This is a genomic window from Pseudoalteromonas phenolica, from assembly GCF_005876835.1.
Lineage (GTDB): Bacteria > Pseudomonadota > Gammaproteobacteria > Enterobacterales > Alteromonadaceae > Pseudoalteromonas > Pseudoalteromonas phenolica_B.
On sequence record NZ_PPSW01000011.1, the window covers coordinates 108,802 to 126,947 of the forward strand.

The following is an 18,146-nucleotide window of genomic DNA, read 5'->3' on the forward strand; positions in this document are numbered from 1 at the left end:
GTGTGAGAGAGCAGGCAAGATATAACGCAGAGCAAAAAATTGAAACTCCTTTGTTATAAATCAAGATACGTGTTTGTAATATATGTTTTACATTCTGTTGCACAGTATTGAGATTTAGGCATAAAAAAACGCGATGACACTGCATCGCGTTTTTTTGAAAAGTGGTGATTACTTCACTTCTTTACCTGCAGCTTGTTGGTCAGCATGATAACTAGAGCGAACAAACGGGCCACACGCTGCGTGGGTGAAGCCAATTTCGTCAGCGTAATCTTTTAATGCATCAAACTCTGCTGGTGGCACATAGCGTTTAACCGGTAAGTGGTGTTTTGAAGGTTGTAAATATTGACCTACAGTTAGCATGTCAACATTATGCTCTCGAAGGTCACGCAATACCTCTTCGATTTCAGACATTTCTTCGCCTAAACCCACCATTAAGCCTGATTTAGTTTTAACATTCGGGTGTGCTTCTTTGAAACGACGAAGTAGTTCTAAAGACCACTTATAATCTGCACCTGGGCGAGCCAGCTTATACAGGCGAGGTGCAGTCTCTAAATTGTGGTTGAATACGTCAGGTGGCGTTTCAGTTAAGATCTCTAATGCTTTTTCCATGCGACCACGGAAATCAGGTACTAATATTTCAATGGTGATCTCAGGATTGTGCTTTCGAATAGCTTTAATACAGTCAGCAAAATGTTGTGCACCACCATCACGTAAGTCATCACGGTCTACAGACGTGATTACCACATACTTAAGCTTCATGTCTTTGATGGTCAAAGCCAGTTTTTCAGGCTCTTGTGCATCTGGTTTTAACGGGCGACCGTGTGCTACATCACAGAAAGGGCAACGACGAGTACAAATAGCACCTAAAATCATGAATGTCGCTGTGCCGTGGTTAAAGCACTCAGATAGGTTAGGGCATGATGCCTCTTCACATACTGAGTGTAACCCATGGTTTCGCATTGCTTGCTTGATGCCTTCAATACGCTCACTTGATTTCGGTAAACGGATTTTAAGCCATTCAGGTTTTCTCAGCATTTCATCGCGCTCAGTTGGCATTACCTTTACTGGGATCAATGCCATTTTCTCAGCATCGCGAAGCTTTACCCCTGGCTCCATTTTTACTGGTTTACTCATTCGTTCTCGAACCCTTCTTTGTGTTCAACATGCTCAGCGTTAAGACGTTTGAGCATATGTTTAACAAGACCTTGCGCAACTTCATCAAGTTGCGACGGGCCATTTAATTCACTTGTTTGTACCATGTTCATACCCGCATAGCCACAAGGGTTTATGCGCATAAATGGGCTCATATCCATGTTTACATTCAATGCTAGGCCATGAAACGAGCAGCCGCGGCGAACGCGCAGGCCTAAGGATGCAATTTTACTGTCGTCGACATAGACTCCTGGCGCATCAGGTTTGGCATAGGCATTAATGTCATACTCTTGCAGCATGTCGACAATGCACTCTTCTAGCCAAGTTACTAGCTCTCTTACGCCGATTTTAAGACGACGGAGATTAAACAGTACATACATCATTTGCTGACCAGGACCGTGATAAGTCACTTGACCACCGCGGTCAACTTGAATAACAGGAATGTCGCCGGGTGCTAAAACATGCTCTGCTTTACCTGCTTGCCCCTGAGTAAAGACAGGCTCATGTTCAACAAACCAGATCTCATCGGGACTGTTATCGTCTCGGGTATCAGTGAAGTCTTGCATTTTTTGCCAAATAGGCTGGTAACTTTGCAAGCCTAACTGGCGAACTATCACGGTACTTTGAGTCATGGTTAGCCTTTACAGTACGTAACGTACGTCTTCGATATTGCCAATTTCGGTATAGATTTGCTCAATATGCTCTTTTGAAGTGACGGTCGCGACCAGTGTTACCGACTCGTAAGTGCCTTTACTACTCGGTTTTACTTTAGGCGCATAGTCACCTGGTGCAATTGTTTGCAACTTTGCAAGGATCTGATCAGTCAGATTTACATTTGCTAGACCCATAATTTTAAATGTGAATGGGCAAGGGAACTCTAAGTATTCGTCAAACTTAGTATTTTTAACTGGTTGAACCATGAAGGTGTCCTCATCGCAAATGGTGTGTAGTGTTTTTAATTTCACACACGCTCAATAATGGCGGGCATTCTATCATTTTTGCGGCAAAAAAAAACGCCTCACTCAGGAGGCGCGCTGTATTGTTTAAATGTCTTATTTTAAGGATTGTAAAGAATTCTTGTGTTTGCTAACAAGATTGAGAAGTTCGAGCTAGATAGTTAAATGGAACTTCTCTTTAGATTAGCAATACAATTAATAACATTTATAAAAGCTACCAATAGAAAGATATGCATAGCTGCTAAATTTTTAAAGCTATCCCCTAAAAAGGCACTAGTAAGCATAGTAAATGTAGCTATTAAGTAAATGCCAATAGTCGTGATTTTATGACTTTTTAAAATACTAACTAAAGATAGTGTTTCGCTTTGTTTCTGTAAGATCAAAATAAGCTTGCTCATATGATGAGCAATTAGTGGTATTAATAATATATTTAACAGCACAAGCAGGTAATTATTCGAGATAACACCAAGCGTAATGATAATAATTAAAAGAGGTGTTAGCAGTATAGTAAGTTTATTTTTATCAAAATATATACTGACAGTTTTATGTAGTGCCATCCTATTGCTAGTGGCGATTATGTTTAAAGAGCAATAGGTAAGTATAACGATACCTGAGTAAAAACCGACAATTAGCAGAGCACCTGATTCATAAAAGATAGACACAACTAAAGACAAAAAACTACATATGAGAAGGGCTGTTTTAAAGCTTCCCCTAAAATAATAATCAATGAAGTTCATTATATGATCCTAATTTCAAAATATTTCATAATTGTTTGATTCGCTGTATCAGCGAACCAAACATACCAGAGTCAACTAACAAGGTACGATTTCATACCAATAATTGCAGCCACCTCCAGTGCAGACTGCATGACGGATTGTTTCTGAGCAAAATTCACTGCTACCTCCTCCAGCAGAACCTCCTCCAGCAGAGCCATTTCCGGTAGAACCACCACTTGAGCTTCCATCTGAATTATTAGGATTGTTATTAATTTCGCACTGTTTAAGAGCTGCTTTAGATTCTAGGTAGCTCTCATAGCACTTCTTTTCTTGATTCATGAAAGCAACAAAAGTAGACATATATCCTGTCCAAGCAGCTGCAACAGATAGTTTAGATGGTTCACCAAGGGCTAATGCTGCTAATCCAAGTGATGCAGCTGCAACACCAAGCTTTGTATCTAAACTGCATGAAAACATTGAGCTAGTGCCATCATAAGCTCGATTTTGCAACTCAGCTCTCTGCACTACAGTTATTTGTTGAATATGAAAATTGGCTAGAGTTTTTGATGAGTTCAAAGCCAGAGGAAAAATCACCTAGGCAAGGAATAGAAATTTCTCCATCATAGCAGTTTTGGTAGGGCATATTAGGTGTTTCATCAAAGTATTGGAGTTGTTTAAATGCAGCCCTTACATTTGCTGATACATTCCAAGGAGATGTATTTATGTTGTTTATAATGAGAACCTCTTTTTTAAAAGTTTTCTTACTATATCTTGTAACTGTAGCTGTTTTAGAGTTTATCTGAATATAACTTCCATCTTTGAAGTTATAACGGATCCCATCGGGTGATGGTATAAGTGTTACGGTGTGTATGCCTCCTTCGAAGCGAAGTGTACTGCTTGATTCATGCGTATACATCTTTCCATATGTATTTTCTTTAATTATGGAAGCATTTGCTACACCACAATAAAAAATAAACAGACAATATAGAAGGTTAACTTTTTTCATAACTTAATCCTTAAGTTTAAAAATTATAGAATTATGAAACTTAGTTGGCTTTTTTCTTATGTCAAGGTGGTCTTTAGAGTCTAATAACCTTATTCAGTATGGTTTGATAACTTAATAAGGTTATTAGGGAGTTATGTGCTTAATTTGGAAGGCTAATTTATTGTGATATTTGTAATCTTAAATAGTCATAGATCTTGCTAAAGAAGCTACCTTCTTCAATCTCTTCGAGCGTAACTAATGGATATTGAGAGATTTCTTCGCCATCGAGCTCAAGGAATAGTGTGCCTACTTTAGTGCCTTTGGCTAATGGCGCTTCTAAAGTTTTATCTAATTCAAAGTTCGCTTTTAAATTTTTGCGTTGACCACGAGGGATGGTAATGGGTGTGTCTTCTAGAATACCTAAAGAAACCGTCTCTTTATTACCCATCCAAATACGCTGATCTGCAAAGCTATCGCCCGCTTTATATGGTGTGATTGTTTCGAAGAAACGGAAGCCATAGTTTAGTAGTTTTTTGCTTTCGACTTTACGCGCACGCTCACTGTCTGTACCCATCACAACTGCAATTAAGCGCATGTCGTCTTTAGTTGCTGATGTCACTAGGCTGTAGCCAGCCTCTGATGTGTGACCTGTTTTAATGCCATCAACGTCAAGGCTTGCATCCCAAAGCAGTGAGTTACGGTTATACTGTTTAATACCATTGAAGGTAAAAGACTTTTCTTTGTAAAGCGCATACTCTTCAGGCACGTCACGAATAAGCGCAGCACCTAGCGTCGCCATATCACGTGGTGTTGTATAATGTTCGTCTGTATCAAGGCCATGACTATTGATGAAATGCGTGTTAGCCATGCCCAGTTTTTCAGCGTGTGCGTTCATAAGATCTGCAAATGCACTCTCACTGCCTGCAATGTGTTCAGCCATTGCCACACAAGCATCATTGCCTGATTGAATAATGATACCGTGGTTAAGATCATCGACACTGACTTGCTTGCCAACTTCAATGAACATGACAGATGAGCCAGGAAAATTCTTCGCCCATGCTTTTTCACTGATGGTAACCATATCAGTCGGTGAGATATTACCGGCTTCAATTTCGACACCAATCACGTAACTGGTCATCATTTTGGTTAGGCTAGCAGGTGCTAGCTTAGTATCTGCTTCACCTTCTGCAATGACTTTGCCAGTTGTGTAATCCACCAAGAAATAACCTTTTGCATTGATCTGAGGTGCAGAAGGTAGGATCTGTGCGGAAGCTGAAAAAATGGTTGCTGAGCATACCAGCCCGCAAATTTTGGTAAGTAGTTTGGTTTTTAGTAAAGTCATTATGTTCTTTTATCGATAAAATTAAAATTAGTCAGCTTTTTCTATTCTAAAGTCGTTGTTCACTGTAAAGCAAGAAAGCCTGGCGAAATTCACCTGCCTGTAAGTTTTCTAGCAGGGATTGAGCATGAGTATCATCTTCTAGCGGGCCTAAGCGAAGTTTATGTAAACCACCTTCTTCTGCAATGTTGGTATCAATTGCAAATTGACCTGCGAGTTTATTTGCCAAGTGTTCAATATTGGTTTTATTACTACTCGCAGCGACTTGAATATAGGTTAATCTTGGCGCAATGCGATCGAGTGTAATCGCTTCAATCTGAACCTTTGCTGTACCTTGGTTATGGTAGCCTAGCTTATAGGCCGCGGCATAAGATAAGTCGATGATCCTGTCATCGTGGAATGGTCCACGATCATTGACTCTGACAATAGCCGATTTGCCATTTTCTAAATTGGTTACTTTAACAAAGCTCGGAAGTGGCAGAGTTTTGTGGGCTGCAGTCATATCATACATGTTAAAGATCTCACCGTTAGAGGTGTAGTACCCATGGAACTTCTGCCCATACCATGAAGCGGTACCTTGCGCTTTGTAGCCTTTTTCATCTGACATAGGGTGATATTGCTTACCGAGCACCACATAAGGGCGTCCGGCGCTGACACTTTTTGGCTCAGCTTTTACTTTCGCATCACGCATTTCATACTCAGTTGGAATGCGCATAGGTGCAGTGTCTTGGCGTGTGTGATAGCGAGAGCTACACCCACTCACAAAAATGACAACAAGGGCTAGCAAGTAAGCCTTATACAACTTAGTCATGATTTAAGTAACATCCTCTTGTCTGTCGCAATTGACATAATGATACCGAACCCTGCCATCAGCGTAACCATGGATGTGCCACCATAGCTAATAAGGGGAAGGGGGACACCTACAACCGGTAATAGGCCAGATACCATGCCAATATTCACAAATACATATACAAAGAAAGTCAGTGTTAAAGCGCCAGCTAATAGTTTGCTAAATGCATCTTGAGCACGTACTGCAATCAATAAACCTCTGCCTATGATAAATAAATAGACGCTGAGTAATAACACCACGCCCATTAAACCAAATTCTTCGCTCAATACCGAGAAGATAAAATCTGTGTGTCGCTCAGGTAAAAACTCTAATTGTGATTGCGTGCCATGCAACCAACCTTTGCCCTCGACACCGCCTGAACCTATGGCGATTTTCGATTGAATAATGTGGTAGCCAGCACCTAGAGGATCGCTTTCAGGATCAAGTAGTGTCATAACGCGCTGTTTTTGGTAAGCGCGCATACCGTAATGCCAAAAAGCGAATACAGCGGGGACCATTAATAACAGCGCACCACCAATGAGGCGCCAGCTTAACCCCGCTAGAAACAAAACGAAAATGCCAGAACTGGCAATAAGCAGTGAGGTGCCTAAATCCGGTTGTTCTTTAATTAAGAAGGTGGGCACACACAATAATATAAAACCGATAAACAAATTAATAAACTTTGGGGGCATGCGGTGTTGAGAGATATACCAAGCAACCATCATAGGCACAGCTAGCTTCATGACTTCTGATGGTTGAAAGTTAGTCACGCCAAGGTTTAACCAGCGTTTTGCACCATTAATAGTAATACCAAAGAAAAACACCGCAACCAGCATAGCCAAACCCACTAAATAAAGTGGGATCACTAGGCGCTTTAGAGTGATAGGAGGAACTTGAGCAAACACCAATAATGCGATGACCGCACCACCCATGCGCACACTATGTCTTAACATCATATCCATGTTTTGACCGCTTGCACTATACACAATTGCCAAGCTGCCAAACATCATACAAACAAGTGCTAATAGCAAAGGCACATCTAAATGTATTTTCTGCCATAGCGTGCGTTTATGACCGAGCACCATTAATTGGCTCCTTGCTTAAGTGGGTTTGCAGTAAAGTAGTAATCCATCAATTGACGTGCAATAGGGGCTGCTATTTTACTACCGCCACCTTGGTTTTCCACTACCACAGTTACAACAACTCGGGGGTCATTGTAGGGGGCAAAGCCTGTGTAAATCGCGTTGTCTCGATGACGCTCGTCTAGCTTTTCTGCATCATATTTCTCACCTTGCGCGATGCTAACAATTTGCGCAGTACCAGTTTTACCTGCAGGGTCATAATCAGCCCCTTTAAATGCTTTATGCGCAGTACCTGTGACCTTAGTTACAGTGTTGTGCATGGCTTCAAGGGCGACACGCCAATGGTCATGATTTTTGAGCACAATAGGCGGGCGCTCTTCGGTATACATTGGCGTGATTTCATCAAACTGCTTTTTTACTTGCACAAGGTGTGGTTGGTAATGTTCGCCTTTGTTAACCATGATGGTCACTGCATTGGCTATTTGCATTGGTGTTGCAGTCCAATAACCCTGACCTATAGCCACTGAAATGGTATCGCCAGTCCACCAGTTTTCTTTAAAGCGATCTTTTTTCCATGCAACGGTAGGTAATATTGCTGATGTTTCTTCATGAATATCAATGCCTGATAAATCACCAAAGCCAAATTTATTCATAAAGTTGCTAATTTTAGTTATCCCCATTTCATTACCTATATGGTAGTAAAAGGTATCACAAGACTCTTCAATGGCTTTATACACATCAACATGACCATGACCCCAGCGTTGCCAATCTCGCCATTTATGTTCAACATTTGGTAATTGAAAGAAACCTGGGTCCCAGATACGGGTATCTTCTTTAATAGCGCCTTCTTCCAAACCCAAAATAGCTAAATGCGGTTTGACCGTGGAGGCCGGTGCATAGCGACCTTGAGTCGTTCTATTGATTAAAGGTCGATCTGGATTTAGTAAGGCACGATAATCTTTACCACTGATCCCATGTACGAATAAGTTTGGGTCGTAACTTGGGTTTGAATAAAGCGCGAGAATACCGCCGTCTTTAGGATCCATAACAACGATCGCGCCACGCATGCCTTCAAGGGCTTTTTTAGCGACTTGCTGTAAGCCTATATCTAACGTAAGAACTAAATCTTGCCCTGGTGCGGGCGCGTCGACGCTTAAAGTACGGATCACTCTGCCTCGGTTATTGACTTCAACACGTTGTGAGCCAACAATACCGTGCAGTTCTTTTTCGTAGAATTTTTCTATGCCAAGCTTACCAATGTCATGGGTTGCACGATAATTTTTGGCTTCGCCTGCAAGCTCTAAAGCCGTGAGCTCTTTTTTATTTAATTTGGCAACATAACCAAGCGCATGAGTGAGTGTTTCACCGTAGGGGTAATATCTGGCAAGTCTAGCTTCAATATTAAAGCCTGGGAATTTATGTTGATTAACTGAAAATAAGGCAACTTCTTGCTCGTTTAAACGCGCTTTAATAACACGGCTTTTAAAGCGCTGCTTACGGCGAATATTCTTTAAAAAGTTTTCTTGGTCTTCTACAGAAATATTTAATAAAGCGCCGACTTCAGCAAGTCGCTTAGCGATATCATCTACTTGCTCAGGGATCACTTCTAAATTATAAACAGGGCGGTTCTCGGCCAATAACACGCCGTTTCGGTCGTAGATTAAGCCTCTGTTTGGTGCAACAGGGATCACTTTAATACGGTTATCATTAGAGCGTGTTTTATAGGTATCGTGCTCTGTGACTTGTAGCTTGTAGGCGTTACTGAGTAGTAAGCCTATAAGGAGAGTAACAAACACAAAACCAACAAATGCGCGACGAGCAAATAAATTTGCTTCAGCTGAATGGTCACGAATTGTTGGTCTTTTGTTTATCATCTGAGTTGTATTATTCTCTGTGGTAAGGGTGGTTGTTATTTAAGCTCCACCCGCGATACAAGCTTTCAGCGACAATAATGCGCACAAGTGGATGCGGTAACGTCAATGCCGATAGCGACCACTTTTGCTCAGAAGCGGCAATACACTCAGGCGCAAGGCCTTCAGGGCCACCAATTAATAAGCTGACATCTCGACCATCAAGTTGCCACTTTTGCATATGATTTGCCAACTGGTGGGTATCCCAAGGCTTACCTGTTACTTCTAGTGTCACAATTCGGTTGCCTTTTGGAATAGCGGCTAAGGTTTTTTCACCTTCCAACTGTAAAATACGCTTGATATCGGCATTTTTACCACGCTTTCCAGCTGGGATCTCAACAAGTTCTAACGCCATATCTTTTGGAAAACGACGCTGATACTCTTTAAAGCCTGTCTCAACCCAAGCAGGCATTTTTGTGCCGACAGCAACCAATTGAATTTTCAAAATTAGCCCCAGAGTTTCTCTAAGTCATATAAGTCACGTGTTTGATCTTGCATAACGTGAACAACCACATCGCCTAAATCAACCAGTACCCACTCACCTACATCTTGTCCTTCAATGCCTAATAGGTCTTCACCAGCATGACGCGTTTCTTTAGCAACGTGTTCAGCAATAGACTGTACGTGACGTTTTGAGTTACCTGAGCAAATGACCAAATAATCCGTTACAGAGCTCACTTCTTTTACATCTAACTTAACAATGTCACGGGCTTTCATGTCGTCAACTTTGTCTAATGCAAAGTCTAATAATTGTTCAGAATTCAAATCTTGTATCTCTATGCTCAAAAAATAAGGCGCGTATAGTAGCACAGCACATTGGTTTATTCAGCATAGAGCTGATGAGTACGAATGTAATCTATGACCGAAGACGCGAGAAATTGTTCCATAGGTTTTTGATTATTTATTAGTTTTCTAATATCGCTCGATGCGGCATCAAAACTAGGGCCGGTTAAAAAATGACAATGACCTGCTTTTTTCGTGAGTAACAGCTCGCTTGTCTCAACATTAGCTTGTTCCACGTAGTCAGAAAGCGCTGGGCTTGGAGCATAAATTTCGCCTGGACGCTGATAAACCACGATGTGGCAAAGCTGTGTAATGGCTTGCCATTCATACCAAGACGTTAAACTATTGAAGGAATCCATACCCATCAAAAAAATGATGGATGAATTAGGCTGCTCGCCTCGGTATTCCTGCAGCGTTAATAGTGAATAAGAAGGCCCTTGTCGTTCAAGCTCTCTTTTATCAATAGTGAACGCTCTATTACCATGAGTTGCTAATTCGAGCATGTTGAGACGGTGTGTGTCAGTGATCTTAGGTTGTGCTTTGTGGACAGGTATGGCACAAGGCAAGAACCGTAATTCAGCAAGCCCCAGCTCAGCAACGCATTGCTCGGCCATATTTATATGTCCTAAATGGACGGGATCAAAAGTACCACCAAAAAGTGCAATCATATTGTTTAATCAGTGTGGTTGATGGGCAGACCAATTGGGATGTGATAGCAAAAACTCAGTGCACAATGCAGTAAGGCTTGATAAGGCGCAGTGAGTTCTCCGCGTTTATAGCCACTGTCTATTTGTGCCAACAACAGACCTATTTGCTCGAGCTGATGCAGAGGCAATCTATCAAGTGCTTGCTGAGTCAAAGGCTGCTGGTTTTTCCAAATATTATGCTGTTTATAGAGCGCAGTAATATTTTGACCTTGCTGTAAGCCTTGCTTAATTGATACTAAGGTTTGCTGCTGCTTATTCAGCGCCCAAACCAGCGTATTTGGCTCAGTGTTATCTTCAGCTAACTTAACCATCACTTTGGTGATTTTTTTTGCCTGACCGGCAAGCGTTGCATTAGTCAGGTCAAAAATATCAAATTTACTTTGATTAAGTAGTCCCGCTAAGATTTGCTCATCATTGACGGTTTGTGAAGGATAAAGCAGCGCCAGTTTTTCTAGCTCTTGATGTGTTGCGAGTAGGTTACCTTCTGTGGCCAGCAAAAGTTGCTTTTTTGCATCTTGTGTTAGAGCGACTTTTAACTGCTTGGCTTGCGAATCAAGCCAGCGCTGCAAGTGTTGGCCAGTCAATTCATAACAAGGCACATATACGCCTTGCTTTTCTAAGCCTTTAAACCAAGCACCGCGTTGGATCTCTTGGCTGGCTTTTTGACCTTTCACAATTAACACGACATCAGGGTTCGGTTGAGCAGTCAGTTGTTTAAACGCATCACTACCGGCTGTGCCTGGTTTTTGCTGGTTCAAATCAAATTCAATGAGTGTGCGTGCACTAAATAGCGACATGCTATTGTATTGGGCAAGTAATTCTTGCCAATCAAAGCCTGGCAACAAACTAAATTTAATGACTTCGTCGAAGCCTTGCTGTTTTGCCGCTTGCTTTATTTGCTGCACACATTGTGCTTCTTGAAAAGGTTCTTCACCTAAAACCAAATAGAATGGGGCTAGGCCTTTTCGTAAAGTTTCTGGAAGTTGGTTAGCGTAACAGCGCATTAGAGTTGTGACAGCTCTCGGACAATACGTTTACTTGCCTGTTTACGTAGCTCGTTGAGAATAATATCAAGCTCTTTGGCTTTTGCGAGTGCGTTGTCAGGATCATCTTGATAATTACGGTAAATCTCAAACCCTTTATCTACAGGCTCAAGACCTGGACGTGTCACTCTATATGAAACAGAATAAGCCAATTCGTATTGCGCAACCTGACCATTTCTAAACAAGCTTAACGTTTGGCGTGTTAGAGATTCACGATACAGATGAAGCTCAGGAACTTGTTTGTTTCTGTTGTCACTCATGGTGACTTGAGATGCGACGAGATCTTTGCGAAGTAATGAAAACAGCTCAGACTTGCTATCATCACCCGACAGGTGAAGTGTTTGTAATTCTTTTGGTAAATATGAGGCTTGCTTTAAATGAAAGCCACAACCAGATAACAAAACACAGGCTAGCAAAAATGCTAGCCCATGCTTAATTGAATGCGATAAATGCATCTTAGTTTGCAACCACATTAAGTAGTTTACCTGGTACGTAAATCACTTTACGGATTTCTTTGCCTTCGATGAACTTAGACACATTCTCTTCAGCAAATGCCAGCGCTTCAACTTGTTCTTTCGTTGAGTCGGCAGAAACCGTTAGCTTAGCACGCAGCTTACCATTCACTTGTACAACGATAAGTTTCTCATCTTCAACAAGTGCAGCTTGGTCAACCACAGGCCATGTTGCATCTAACACGTCGCCTTCGTGACCTAAGTCTTGCCACAACTGATGACACATGTGTGGTGCAATCGGCGCAAGCATAATCACGATGGCATTAAGTGCTTCGTTTGCTAATGCAATATCTTGTGCATCTTTTAGCGGTGCTTTTGCAAGCTTGTTAGATAGCTCCATGATAGCAGCAATCGCAGTATTGAACGTTTGGCGACGTTCTACATCATCAGTCACTTTTGCAATGGTTTTGTGGATCTCACGACGTAGCACTTTTTGGTTGCTGTTAAGTGCCGCTAGGTCAAGCTCAGCTGTACCTGCTGCATTGACGTCTACTGCGTATTTCCAAACACGCTTAAGGAAGCGAAGTGACCCTTCAACACCCGAGTCAGACCATTCTAGAGTTTGCTCTGGTGGCGCTGTGAACATCATGAATAAACGAACTGTATCTGCGCCGTACTGCTTGATAACAGTTTGTGGATCAATACCATTGTTCTTTGATTTAGACATTTTAGACATACCAGCAGACTCTACTGGTTGACCGTCGTCTTTGTGCCACGCTTTAGTGATACGACCTTTATCGTCTGTTTCGGTTTCAACGTCAGTTGGTGAAATCCAAACATCACCGCCTTTCTCGTCTTTACGGAAATAAGTTTCAGCTAATACCATGCCCTGACATAGTAGACGCTCGAACGGCTCATCTGAGTTCACTAAACCACAGTCACGTAAGAGTTTGTGGAAGAAACGCGAGTAAAGTAGGTGAAGGATCGCGTGCTCGATACCACCAATATATTGGTTTACTGGCAGCCAGTAATTCGCTGCACCTGGCTCTAACATACCTTCGTCATAACGTGGACTACAGTAACGTGCGTAGTACCATGAAGATTCCATGAAAGTATCGAACGTATCTGTTTCGTGGAATGCAGGTTCTCCGTTCACTGTGGTTTTAGCCCACTCAGGATCTGCTTTAATTGGTGAAGTTACACCGTTCATTACCACGTCTTCTGGTAGGCGAACTGGCAGCATATCTTCAGTCGCAGCAAGCTCAGAACCATCTTCTTTATTTAGCATTGGGATTGGTGAGCCCCAGTAACGCTGACGGCTAACACCCCAGTCACGTAGACGGAAGTTAACTTTACGCTTACCTGCACCTATGCCTTCTAGTTTATCAGCAATGGCGTTGAATGCTGCTTTAAACTCAAGACCGTCAAATTCCCCAGAATTAATTAGTGTGCCTTTTTCGGTGAATGCTTCTTTAGTCAGGTCAGCAACAAGCTCAGAACCTTCAGCAGGCGCAATAACTTGTTTGATCTCAAGACCGTAAGCTGTCGCAAACTCATAGTCACGTTGGTCATGACCTGGTACTGCCATAACCGCACCTGAACCATAGTCCATCAGTACAAAGTTTGCGGCCCATACAGGCACTTCTTCACCAGTCAATGGGTGAATGGCTTTAAAGCCTGTGTCGATGCCTTTTTTCTCCATCGTTGCCATATCAGCTTCAGCAACTTTGGTGTTCTTACATTCTTCAACAAATGCAGCAACGTCAGGGTTGTTCTTAGCAGCTTCTAACGCAATCGGGTGGCCAGCAGCAACACCAACGTAAGTCACACCCATGAAAGTGTCAGGGCGAGTAGTGTAAACAGTGAAAGTTTCACCATTATCAGCACGTTTGAAGTCAATCTCTAAACCTTCAGAGCGACCAATCCAGTTACGTTGCATGGTTTTAACTTGCTCAGGCCAGTGCTCAAGCTTGTCTAAATCATCTAGTAGCTCTTGTGCATAGTCAGTGATCTTGATGAACCACTGAGGAATTTCTTTTTGCTCTACAAGCGCGCCAGAACGCCAACCGCGACCGTCAATCACCTGCTCGTTAGCCAGTACTGTTTGGTCAACTGGATCCCAGTTGACGGTAGACATTTTCTTGTAAACTAAGCCTTTCTCGTAAAGCTTAGTGAAGAACCACTGTTCCCATTTGTAATATTCTGGGTGACATGTTGCGATTTCACGATCCCAGTCATAACCAAAACCAAGCTGTTTTAGCTGACCGCGCATGTAATCAATGTTTTCGTATGTCCACTTAGCAGGGGCTGTGTTGTTTTTGATAGCCGCGTTTTCTGCAGGTAGACCAAACGCATCCCAACCCATAGGCTGCATAACGTTTTTGCCTTGTAAGCGCTGGAAACGAGATACCACATCACCAATGGTGTAGTTACGCACGTGACCCATATGCAGTCGACCACTTGGGTAAGGGAACATAGAGAGACAGTAATACTTCTCTTTGCTCTCGTCTTCTACGACTTTAAACGTCTTGTTTTCTTCCCAATATTGTTGGACTTTTGACTCAATGTCTTGTGGGTTATATTGCTCTTGCATCTATGTTTCCAGACTTCTTGCAAATTAATAAAAAATTGTTCGATAGCATACCCCAAAAACTGAGCGAATCACAGCCATAGAGGTGCATTTTGTGGCGCTTACAAGGCAGCAAAATATCACTTTTTTGCCACTGGACTATAGTTATAGAAAGTTTACTTAAAAATGGAGTCTGCCATGGCGGAGTATAAAAAGTGGTTAGATGATTTTGCGCATTGGCTGAAAGATATAAAAGAGCATGAGCTTGAAGACTTAATTAATAAATTTATTGAAAGCCAAGGTAAGCTAAAAGAGCTCGGCGAAGAGAAGGTAAAAAACTACAGCCATTATCTCAAGCGAGATTTAAAACATTTAGAAGATGACTATAAAGGCACTGATGATATTGCTTGGCAAGAATTAAAGGCAGGTGTGCTATTTGAGTTGGCGCAACTAGAAGACCGCACGCAGTTAGAATGGCAGGCGCTTTTAAAAGATTTTGAGCATGATGGGGTTTACAAAGCGGGTGAATGGATAGCCATGGGGCAATTAGTATGTAAAAATTGTCATCATACTACAGATGTACTTTATGCCTCTGAAATTAGAGCATGTAGCCAATGTGAGCATCAAGAATTCAGCCGAAAAGCATTGTCTCCATAGTCTAGCCAATTGGGTTAGATAATAAAAAGAAGTTAGGAATGACAAATAAGATAGCACCTTTACCTATTGAGGCCTTAGCGCCAACTGTTTCTCTTGCGCATGTTGAGTCATGCATGCGCAACCCTTATCCTGAAGCGTTGACATTTATTGGTCAGCAACGCGCCCAAAGTGCTTTAGATTTCTCACTGGGTATGGACTTGCCTGGTTATAACACTTTTGTAATGGGCGAAGCGGCATTAGGCCGTTTTACCATGGTAAAAGACAAGTTAGAAGCACACAGTAAAACTAAATCAACGCCAAATGAGTGGTTGTACGTCAATAACTACGACGATCACCGTAAACCTATCGCGCTATTTATGCAGCCAGGTCAGAGCAAAGAGCTTGCTGATGACATGGATGAGTTTCTAGATGAAGTAGCCGATACTTTTCCTGCAGCATTCGATAACCCTGGTTATCAACGCAAAAAGAAGTCCATCGATAAAGAGTTCGATAACAAGTATGACGCAGCCATTACCGCAGTTGCAGAGCTTGCCGCAAAAAAAAGTGTGGCGCTGATAGAAGAAAGCAACCAGGTGGCCTTTGCGCCAGTGATCGATGGCAAACAATTAGATGATGTAGAATTTGCTGCACTCGATGAGAAAGTGCAAGAACACTTTTTTGATGCCATAGATAAGTTAGAAGATGACCTTATAGAAGCCTTAATTGAGCTACCACGTTGGAAACGTGAATCATCTGAAAAGCTGAGAAACTTAAAGAAGCAAACGGTTGAAACTGCCACTAAGCCTTTACTGAAGAAACTAGAGCTCAAGTATGCTAGCCACATTGGTGTTATTCGTTATCTAAAAGATGTCCGCATTGAAATCGTTGATGCGGTGCTAGAATGGCTTGATGACAGCGGCAGCGAGGAAAACAAAGACGAGTTTGACCATCGAGGTATGTTAAATGACTTTTTTGCCCCGAATATTCTGGTTGAATATAAAGATGGTGAGCCTGCACCTGTGGTGTACGAGCCAAACCCAACTTTTGGCAATATTTTTGGCAAGGTTGAATACGCCACTTCACAAGGCAACTTAATCACGAGTTATCGATCAATCCAACCGGGTGCGTTACATAAGGCCAATGGTGGTTACCTGATCATGGATGCCGATAAAGTCTTGGCTAACTCGCAAGTGTGGGATGGTCTAAAGTTGTCGCTTAAAACCCACCAAATAAAGAATGATTTGCCGTATCAAGATAGTTCAGTAGGCAGCAGTTTCACGCTTCGTCCTCAGTTAATTCCACTAGATGTGAAGATTATTTTGTTGGGCTCACGTGATTTATATTATGCCATCAGTGATTACGACGAAGAGTTTGCTGAGCTATTTAGAGTATTGGCTGATTTTGACTACTACTTGCCAAGTAGCGATAAACTTCAATATCAGTTCATAACTAAAGTACTTGAGTATTGCGATAAAACTTTAAGCTGTGGTATTTCGGCGTGTGGTCTTGCGCGTTTGCTCAAGTTTAGCTATCGCCAAGCAGAGCATCACACCAAGCTGTCAGCAAGATTTGCAGATGTGCTCGAGTTAGTTGCAGAAGCAAGCTTTTATGCAAAACAAGACAATGTAACAGAGGTTACTGCAGAGCATATTGATGAAGCCATTGCAGGTAAGCAGTATCGAACCGGTCAACTTAGCGAAAATATGCTAAGCGATATTAAAGAAGGCCACACACTGATCGAAACTGACGGTGAAGCGATTGCTAAAATCAATGGTCTGACGGTATTACATATTGGTGATACGGCATTTGGTACACCTGCGCGTATTACGGCTACGGTATATGCAGGTTCAGATGGTGTCATTGACGTCGAACGTGAAGCTGACTTAGGTAAGTCAATTCATTCTAAAGGCGTGATGTTATTAACGGGTTATTTAGGTAACAAGTATGCGCAAAACTTTAGCTTAACACTCAGTGCCAATATCGCGATTGAACAAAGTTATGGCTATATCGACGGCGATAGTGCCTCACTTGCTGAATTATGCGGCTTGATCTCAGCTATCACTCAACTACCTATTAACCAGTCGTTAGCGTTGACAGGCTCCATTAACCAGCATGGTGAAGTGCAGGCGATTGGTGGCGTAAACGAAAAAATAGAAGGCTTCTTTAAGCTTTGTAAAATGCGTGGTTTAACCGGTCAGCAAGGTGTGATCATTCCACAATCTAATCGAGTTAATTTAGTCTTAGATGACGAGGTTTTACAAGAAGTAGAGCGTGGTCGCTTCCATATTTATGCGGTTTCAAACGTAGATGAAGCATTGAGCTTATTAATGAATCGTGATGCCGGAGAGCTAGTCGAGGGTGAATACCCAGAGGGCTCGATTAATGCGCTAACACTGGCTCGATTACAGCAAATTGCTGATGTGGTCAGTGGCGATAATGATAAAGAAGAAACAGAGCAAGATAAGGAGTAAGTAGCGTGTCTACAACCAATGTAATTTTAGTGATTGTCATCGTGATTTTAGTGGCACTATTTTCTCGTGCGTCGCAAAAGAACAAAGCGGCTGCAGGAGAGAACCGTATTAAAGCGGCAGAGTTTTTGGCAGAAAATGCAAAAAAAGACACTGTCGTCACAACTGATTCTGGCTTACAGTACGAAGTGATTACACAGGGTGAGGGAGATGCAAAACCTTCTGCCACCAGTAAAGTAAAAGTTCATTACCATGGCACACTTGCTGATGGCACCGTATTTGATAGCTCAGTAGAGCGAAATAGCCCGATCAGCTTTGGCTTAAACCAGGTTATTCCAGGTTGGACTGAAGGTGTACAGCTAATGACTGAAGGCAGTAAGTTCAAGTTTTATATCAGTCCTGAGTTAGGTTATGGGGACAGTGCAGCAGGTAAGATCCCAGCTGGCTCATTGTTGATTTTTGAAGTTGAGCTTTTAAAAATAGAATCGTAACGTTAGTATAAATTTAGAAACATGAAAG

General features: G+C 42.1%; 19 protein-coding genes. 3 read left to right on the forward strand and 16 right to left on the reverse strand.

Going from position 1 to position 18,146, the window contains the following annotated elements; all coding sequences use genetic code 11:
• Positions 1-168: 168 nt before the first annotated feature.
• From lipA to leuS, 16 genes are all read right to left on the reverse strand, one after another.
• Positions 169-1,134, reverse strand: coding sequence for a lipoyl synthase (gene lipA / locus C1E24_RS07745; protein ID WP_058030834.1), 966 nt, complete (start codon positions 1,132-1,134; stop codon positions 169-171).
• Positions 1,131-1,784 carry a lipoyl(octanoyl) transferase LipB gene (gene lipB, locus C1E24_RS07750; RefSeq protein ID WP_138480300.1) on the reverse strand — a complete coding sequence of 218 codons (654 nt, stop codon included), beginning with the start codon at positions 1,782-1,784 and terminating at the stop codon, positions 1,131-1,133. The genes lipA and lipB overlap by 4 nt, the downstream gene beginning before the upstream one ends.
• A 9-nt stretch (positions 1,785-1,793) precedes the next feature.
• Positions 1,794-2,072 carry a DUF493 family protein YbeD gene (gene ybeD, locus C1E24_RS07755; protein WP_058030832.1) on the reverse strand — a complete coding sequence of 93 codons (279 nt, stop codon included), beginning with the start codon at positions 2,070-2,072 and terminating at the stop codon, positions 1,794-1,796.
• Between the two features lie 197 nt (positions 2,073-2,269).
• Entirely contained in the window at positions 2,270-2,845 is a 576-nt protein-coding gene (locus C1E24_RS07760; RefSeq protein WP_138480302.1) for a hypothetical protein, read from the reverse strand.
• Between the two features lie 75 nt (positions 2,846-2,920).
• Complete coding sequence (locus C1E24_RS07765; protein WP_138480304.1) at positions 2,921-3,334, reverse strand: hypothetical protein; 414 nt, start codon at positions 3,332-3,334, stop codon at positions 2,921-2,923.
• Between the two features lies 1 nt (position 3,335).
• Entirely contained in the window at positions 3,336-3,830 is a 495-nt protein-coding gene (locus C1E24_RS07770) for a hypothetical protein (protein ID WP_138480306.1), read from the reverse strand.
• A gap of 157 nt (positions 3,831-3,987) precedes the next feature.
• Complete coding sequence (locus tag C1E24_RS07775) at positions 3,988-5,151, reverse strand: serine hydrolase (RefSeq protein WP_138480308.1); 1,164 nt, start codon at positions 5,149-5,151, stop codon at positions 3,988-3,990.
• A gap of 46 nt (positions 5,152-5,197) precedes the next feature.
• Positions 5,198-5,959, reverse strand: a complete 762-nt coding sequence (locus C1E24_RS07780; RefSeq protein ID WP_138480310.1) for a septal ring lytic transglycosylase RlpA family protein — start codon at positions 5,957-5,959, stop codon at positions 5,198-5,200.
• Positions 5,956-7,062, reverse strand: coding sequence for a rod shape-determining protein RodA (gene rodA, locus C1E24_RS07785; protein ID WP_138480312.1), 1,107 nt, complete (start codon positions 7,060-7,062; stop codon positions 5,956-5,958). The genes C1E24_RS07780 and rodA overlap by 4 nt, the downstream gene beginning before the upstream one ends.
• A complete protein-coding gene (gene mrdA / locus C1E24_RS07790) occupies positions 7,062-8,933 on the reverse strand; it encodes a penicillin-binding protein 2 (protein ID WP_138480314.1) in 1,872 nt (623 codons plus the stop codon). The genes rodA and mrdA overlap by 1 nt, the downstream gene beginning before the upstream one ends.
• Before the next feature lie 10 nt (positions 8,934-8,943).
• Entirely contained in the window at positions 8,944-9,414 is a 471-nt protein-coding gene (gene rlmH, locus C1E24_RS07795) for a 23S rRNA (pseudouridine(1915)-N(3))-methyltransferase RlmH (protein WP_058030827.1), read from the reverse strand.
• 2 nt (positions 9,415-9,416) lie between these two features.
• The gene (gene rsfS, locus C1E24_RS07800) at positions 9,417-9,734 is read right to left on the reverse strand and encodes a ribosome silencing factor (RefSeq protein ID WP_058031648.1); all 318 of its coding nucleotides are present in this window, start codon (positions 9,732-9,734) and stop codon (positions 9,417-9,419) included.
• A gap of 56 nt (positions 9,735-9,790) precedes the next feature.
• The gene (gene nadD, locus C1E24_RS07805) at positions 9,791-10,420 is read right to left on the reverse strand and encodes a nicotinate-nucleotide adenylyltransferase (RefSeq protein WP_138480316.1); all 630 of its coding nucleotides are present in this window, start codon (positions 10,418-10,420) and stop codon (positions 9,791-9,793) included.
• A 5-nt stretch (positions 10,421-10,425) separates the two neighbouring features.
• On the reverse strand, positions 10,426-11,463 hold the full coding sequence (gene holA / locus C1E24_RS07810) for a DNA polymerase III subunit delta (RefSeq protein ID WP_138480318.1): 1,038 nt from the start codon (positions 11,461-11,463) through the stop codon (positions 10,426-10,428).
• Complete coding sequence (lptE, locus tag C1E24_RS07815; RefSeq protein ID WP_138480397.1) at positions 11,463-11,957, reverse strand: LPS assembly lipoprotein LptE; 495 nt, start codon at positions 11,955-11,957, stop codon at positions 11,463-11,465. Before lptE ends, holA begins: the two co-directional genes overlap by 1 nt.
• A gap of 1 nt (position 11,958) precedes the next feature.
• Positions 11,959-14,547, reverse strand: a complete 2,589-nt coding sequence (leuS, locus tag C1E24_RS07820) for a leucine--tRNA ligase (protein WP_138480320.1) — start codon at positions 14,545-14,547, stop codon at positions 11,959-11,961.
• A gap of 174 nt (positions 14,548-14,721) precedes the next feature.
• Between leuS and C1E24_RS07825 the strand changes: the two genes are divergently transcribed.
• The 3 genes from C1E24_RS07825 to C1E24_RS07835 are packed head-to-tail and all read left to right on the forward strand — an operon-like array spanning position 14,722 to position 18,118.
• Entirely contained in the window at positions 14,722-15,180 is a 459-nt protein-coding gene (locus tag C1E24_RS07825) for a zinc ribbon-containing protein (protein WP_138480322.1), read from the forward strand.
• Between the two features lie 38 nt (positions 15,181-15,218).
• Positions 15,219-17,630, forward strand: coding sequence for a Lon protease family protein (locus tag C1E24_RS07830; protein WP_138480324.1), 2,412 nt, complete (start codon positions 15,219-15,221; stop codon positions 17,628-17,630).
• Between the two features lie 5 nt (positions 17,631-17,635).
• Positions 17,636-18,118 (forward strand): FKBP-type peptidyl-prolyl cis-trans isomerase, encoded by a 483-nt coding sequence (locus tag C1E24_RS07835; protein ID WP_138480326.1) that lies wholly within the window; start codon positions 17,636-17,638, stop codon positions 18,116-18,118.
• Positions 18,119-18,146 lie beyond the last annotated feature (28 nt).

Excerpts from the sequence above, each read along its gene's own strand:
- lipB (WP_138480300.1), bottom strand. The coding sequence starts at position 1,784 with ATGACTCAAAGTACCGTGATAGTTCGCCAGTTAGGCTTGCAAAGTTAC.
- C1E24_RS07825 (WP_138480322.1), top strand. The coding sequence starts at position 14,722 with ATGGCGGAGTATAAAAAGTGGTTAGATGATTTTGCGCATTGGCTGAAA.
- lptE (WP_138480397.1), bottom strand. The coding sequence starts at position 11,957 with ATGCATTTATCGCATTCAATTAAGCATGGGCTAGCATTTTTGCTAGCC.
- C1E24_RS07775 (WP_138480308.1), bottom strand. The coding sequence starts at position 5,151 with ATGACTTTACTAAAAACCAAACTACTTACCAAAATTTGCGGGCTGGTA.
- leuS (WP_138480320.1), bottom strand. The coding sequence starts at position 14,547 with ATGCAAGAGCAATATAACCCACAAGACATTGAGTCAAAAGTCCAACAA.
- C1E24_RS07770 (WP_138480306.1), bottom strand. The coding sequence starts at position 3,830 with ATGAAAAAAGTTAACCTTCTATATTGTCTGTTTATTTTTTATTGTGGT.
- lipA (WP_058030834.1), bottom strand. The coding sequence starts at position 1,134 with ATGAGTAAACCAGTAAAAATGGAGCCAGGGGTAAAGCTTCGCGATGCT.
- ybeD (WP_058030832.1), bottom strand. The coding sequence starts at position 2,072 with ATGGTTCAACCAGTTAAAAATACTAAGTTTGACGAATACTTAGAGTTC.
- holA (WP_138480318.1), bottom strand. The coding sequence starts at position 11,463 with ATGCGCTGTTACGCTAACCAACTTCCAGAAACTTTACGAAAAGGCCTA.
- nadD (WP_138480316.1), bottom strand. The coding sequence starts at position 10,420 with ATGATTGCACTTTTTGGTGGTACTTTTGATCCCGTCCATTTAGGACAT.
- mrdA (WP_138480314.1), bottom strand. The coding sequence starts at position 8,933 with ATGATAAACAAAAGACCAACAATTCGTGACCATTCAGCTGAAGCAAAT.
- C1E24_RS07830 (WP_138480324.1), top strand. The coding sequence starts at position 15,219 with ATGACAAATAAGATAGCACCTTTACCTATTGAGGCCTTAGCGCCAACT.
- rodA (WP_138480312.1), bottom strand. The coding sequence starts at position 7,062 with ATGGTGCTCGGTCATAAACGCACGCTATGGCAGAAAATACATTTAGAT.
- C1E24_RS07780 (WP_138480310.1), bottom strand. The coding sequence starts at position 5,959 with ATGACTAAGTTGTATAAGGCTTACTTGCTAGCCCTTGTTGTCATTTTT.
- C1E24_RS07760 (WP_138480302.1), bottom strand. The coding sequence starts at position 2,845 with ATGAACTTCATTGATTATTATTTTAGGGGAAGCTTTAAAACAGCCCTT.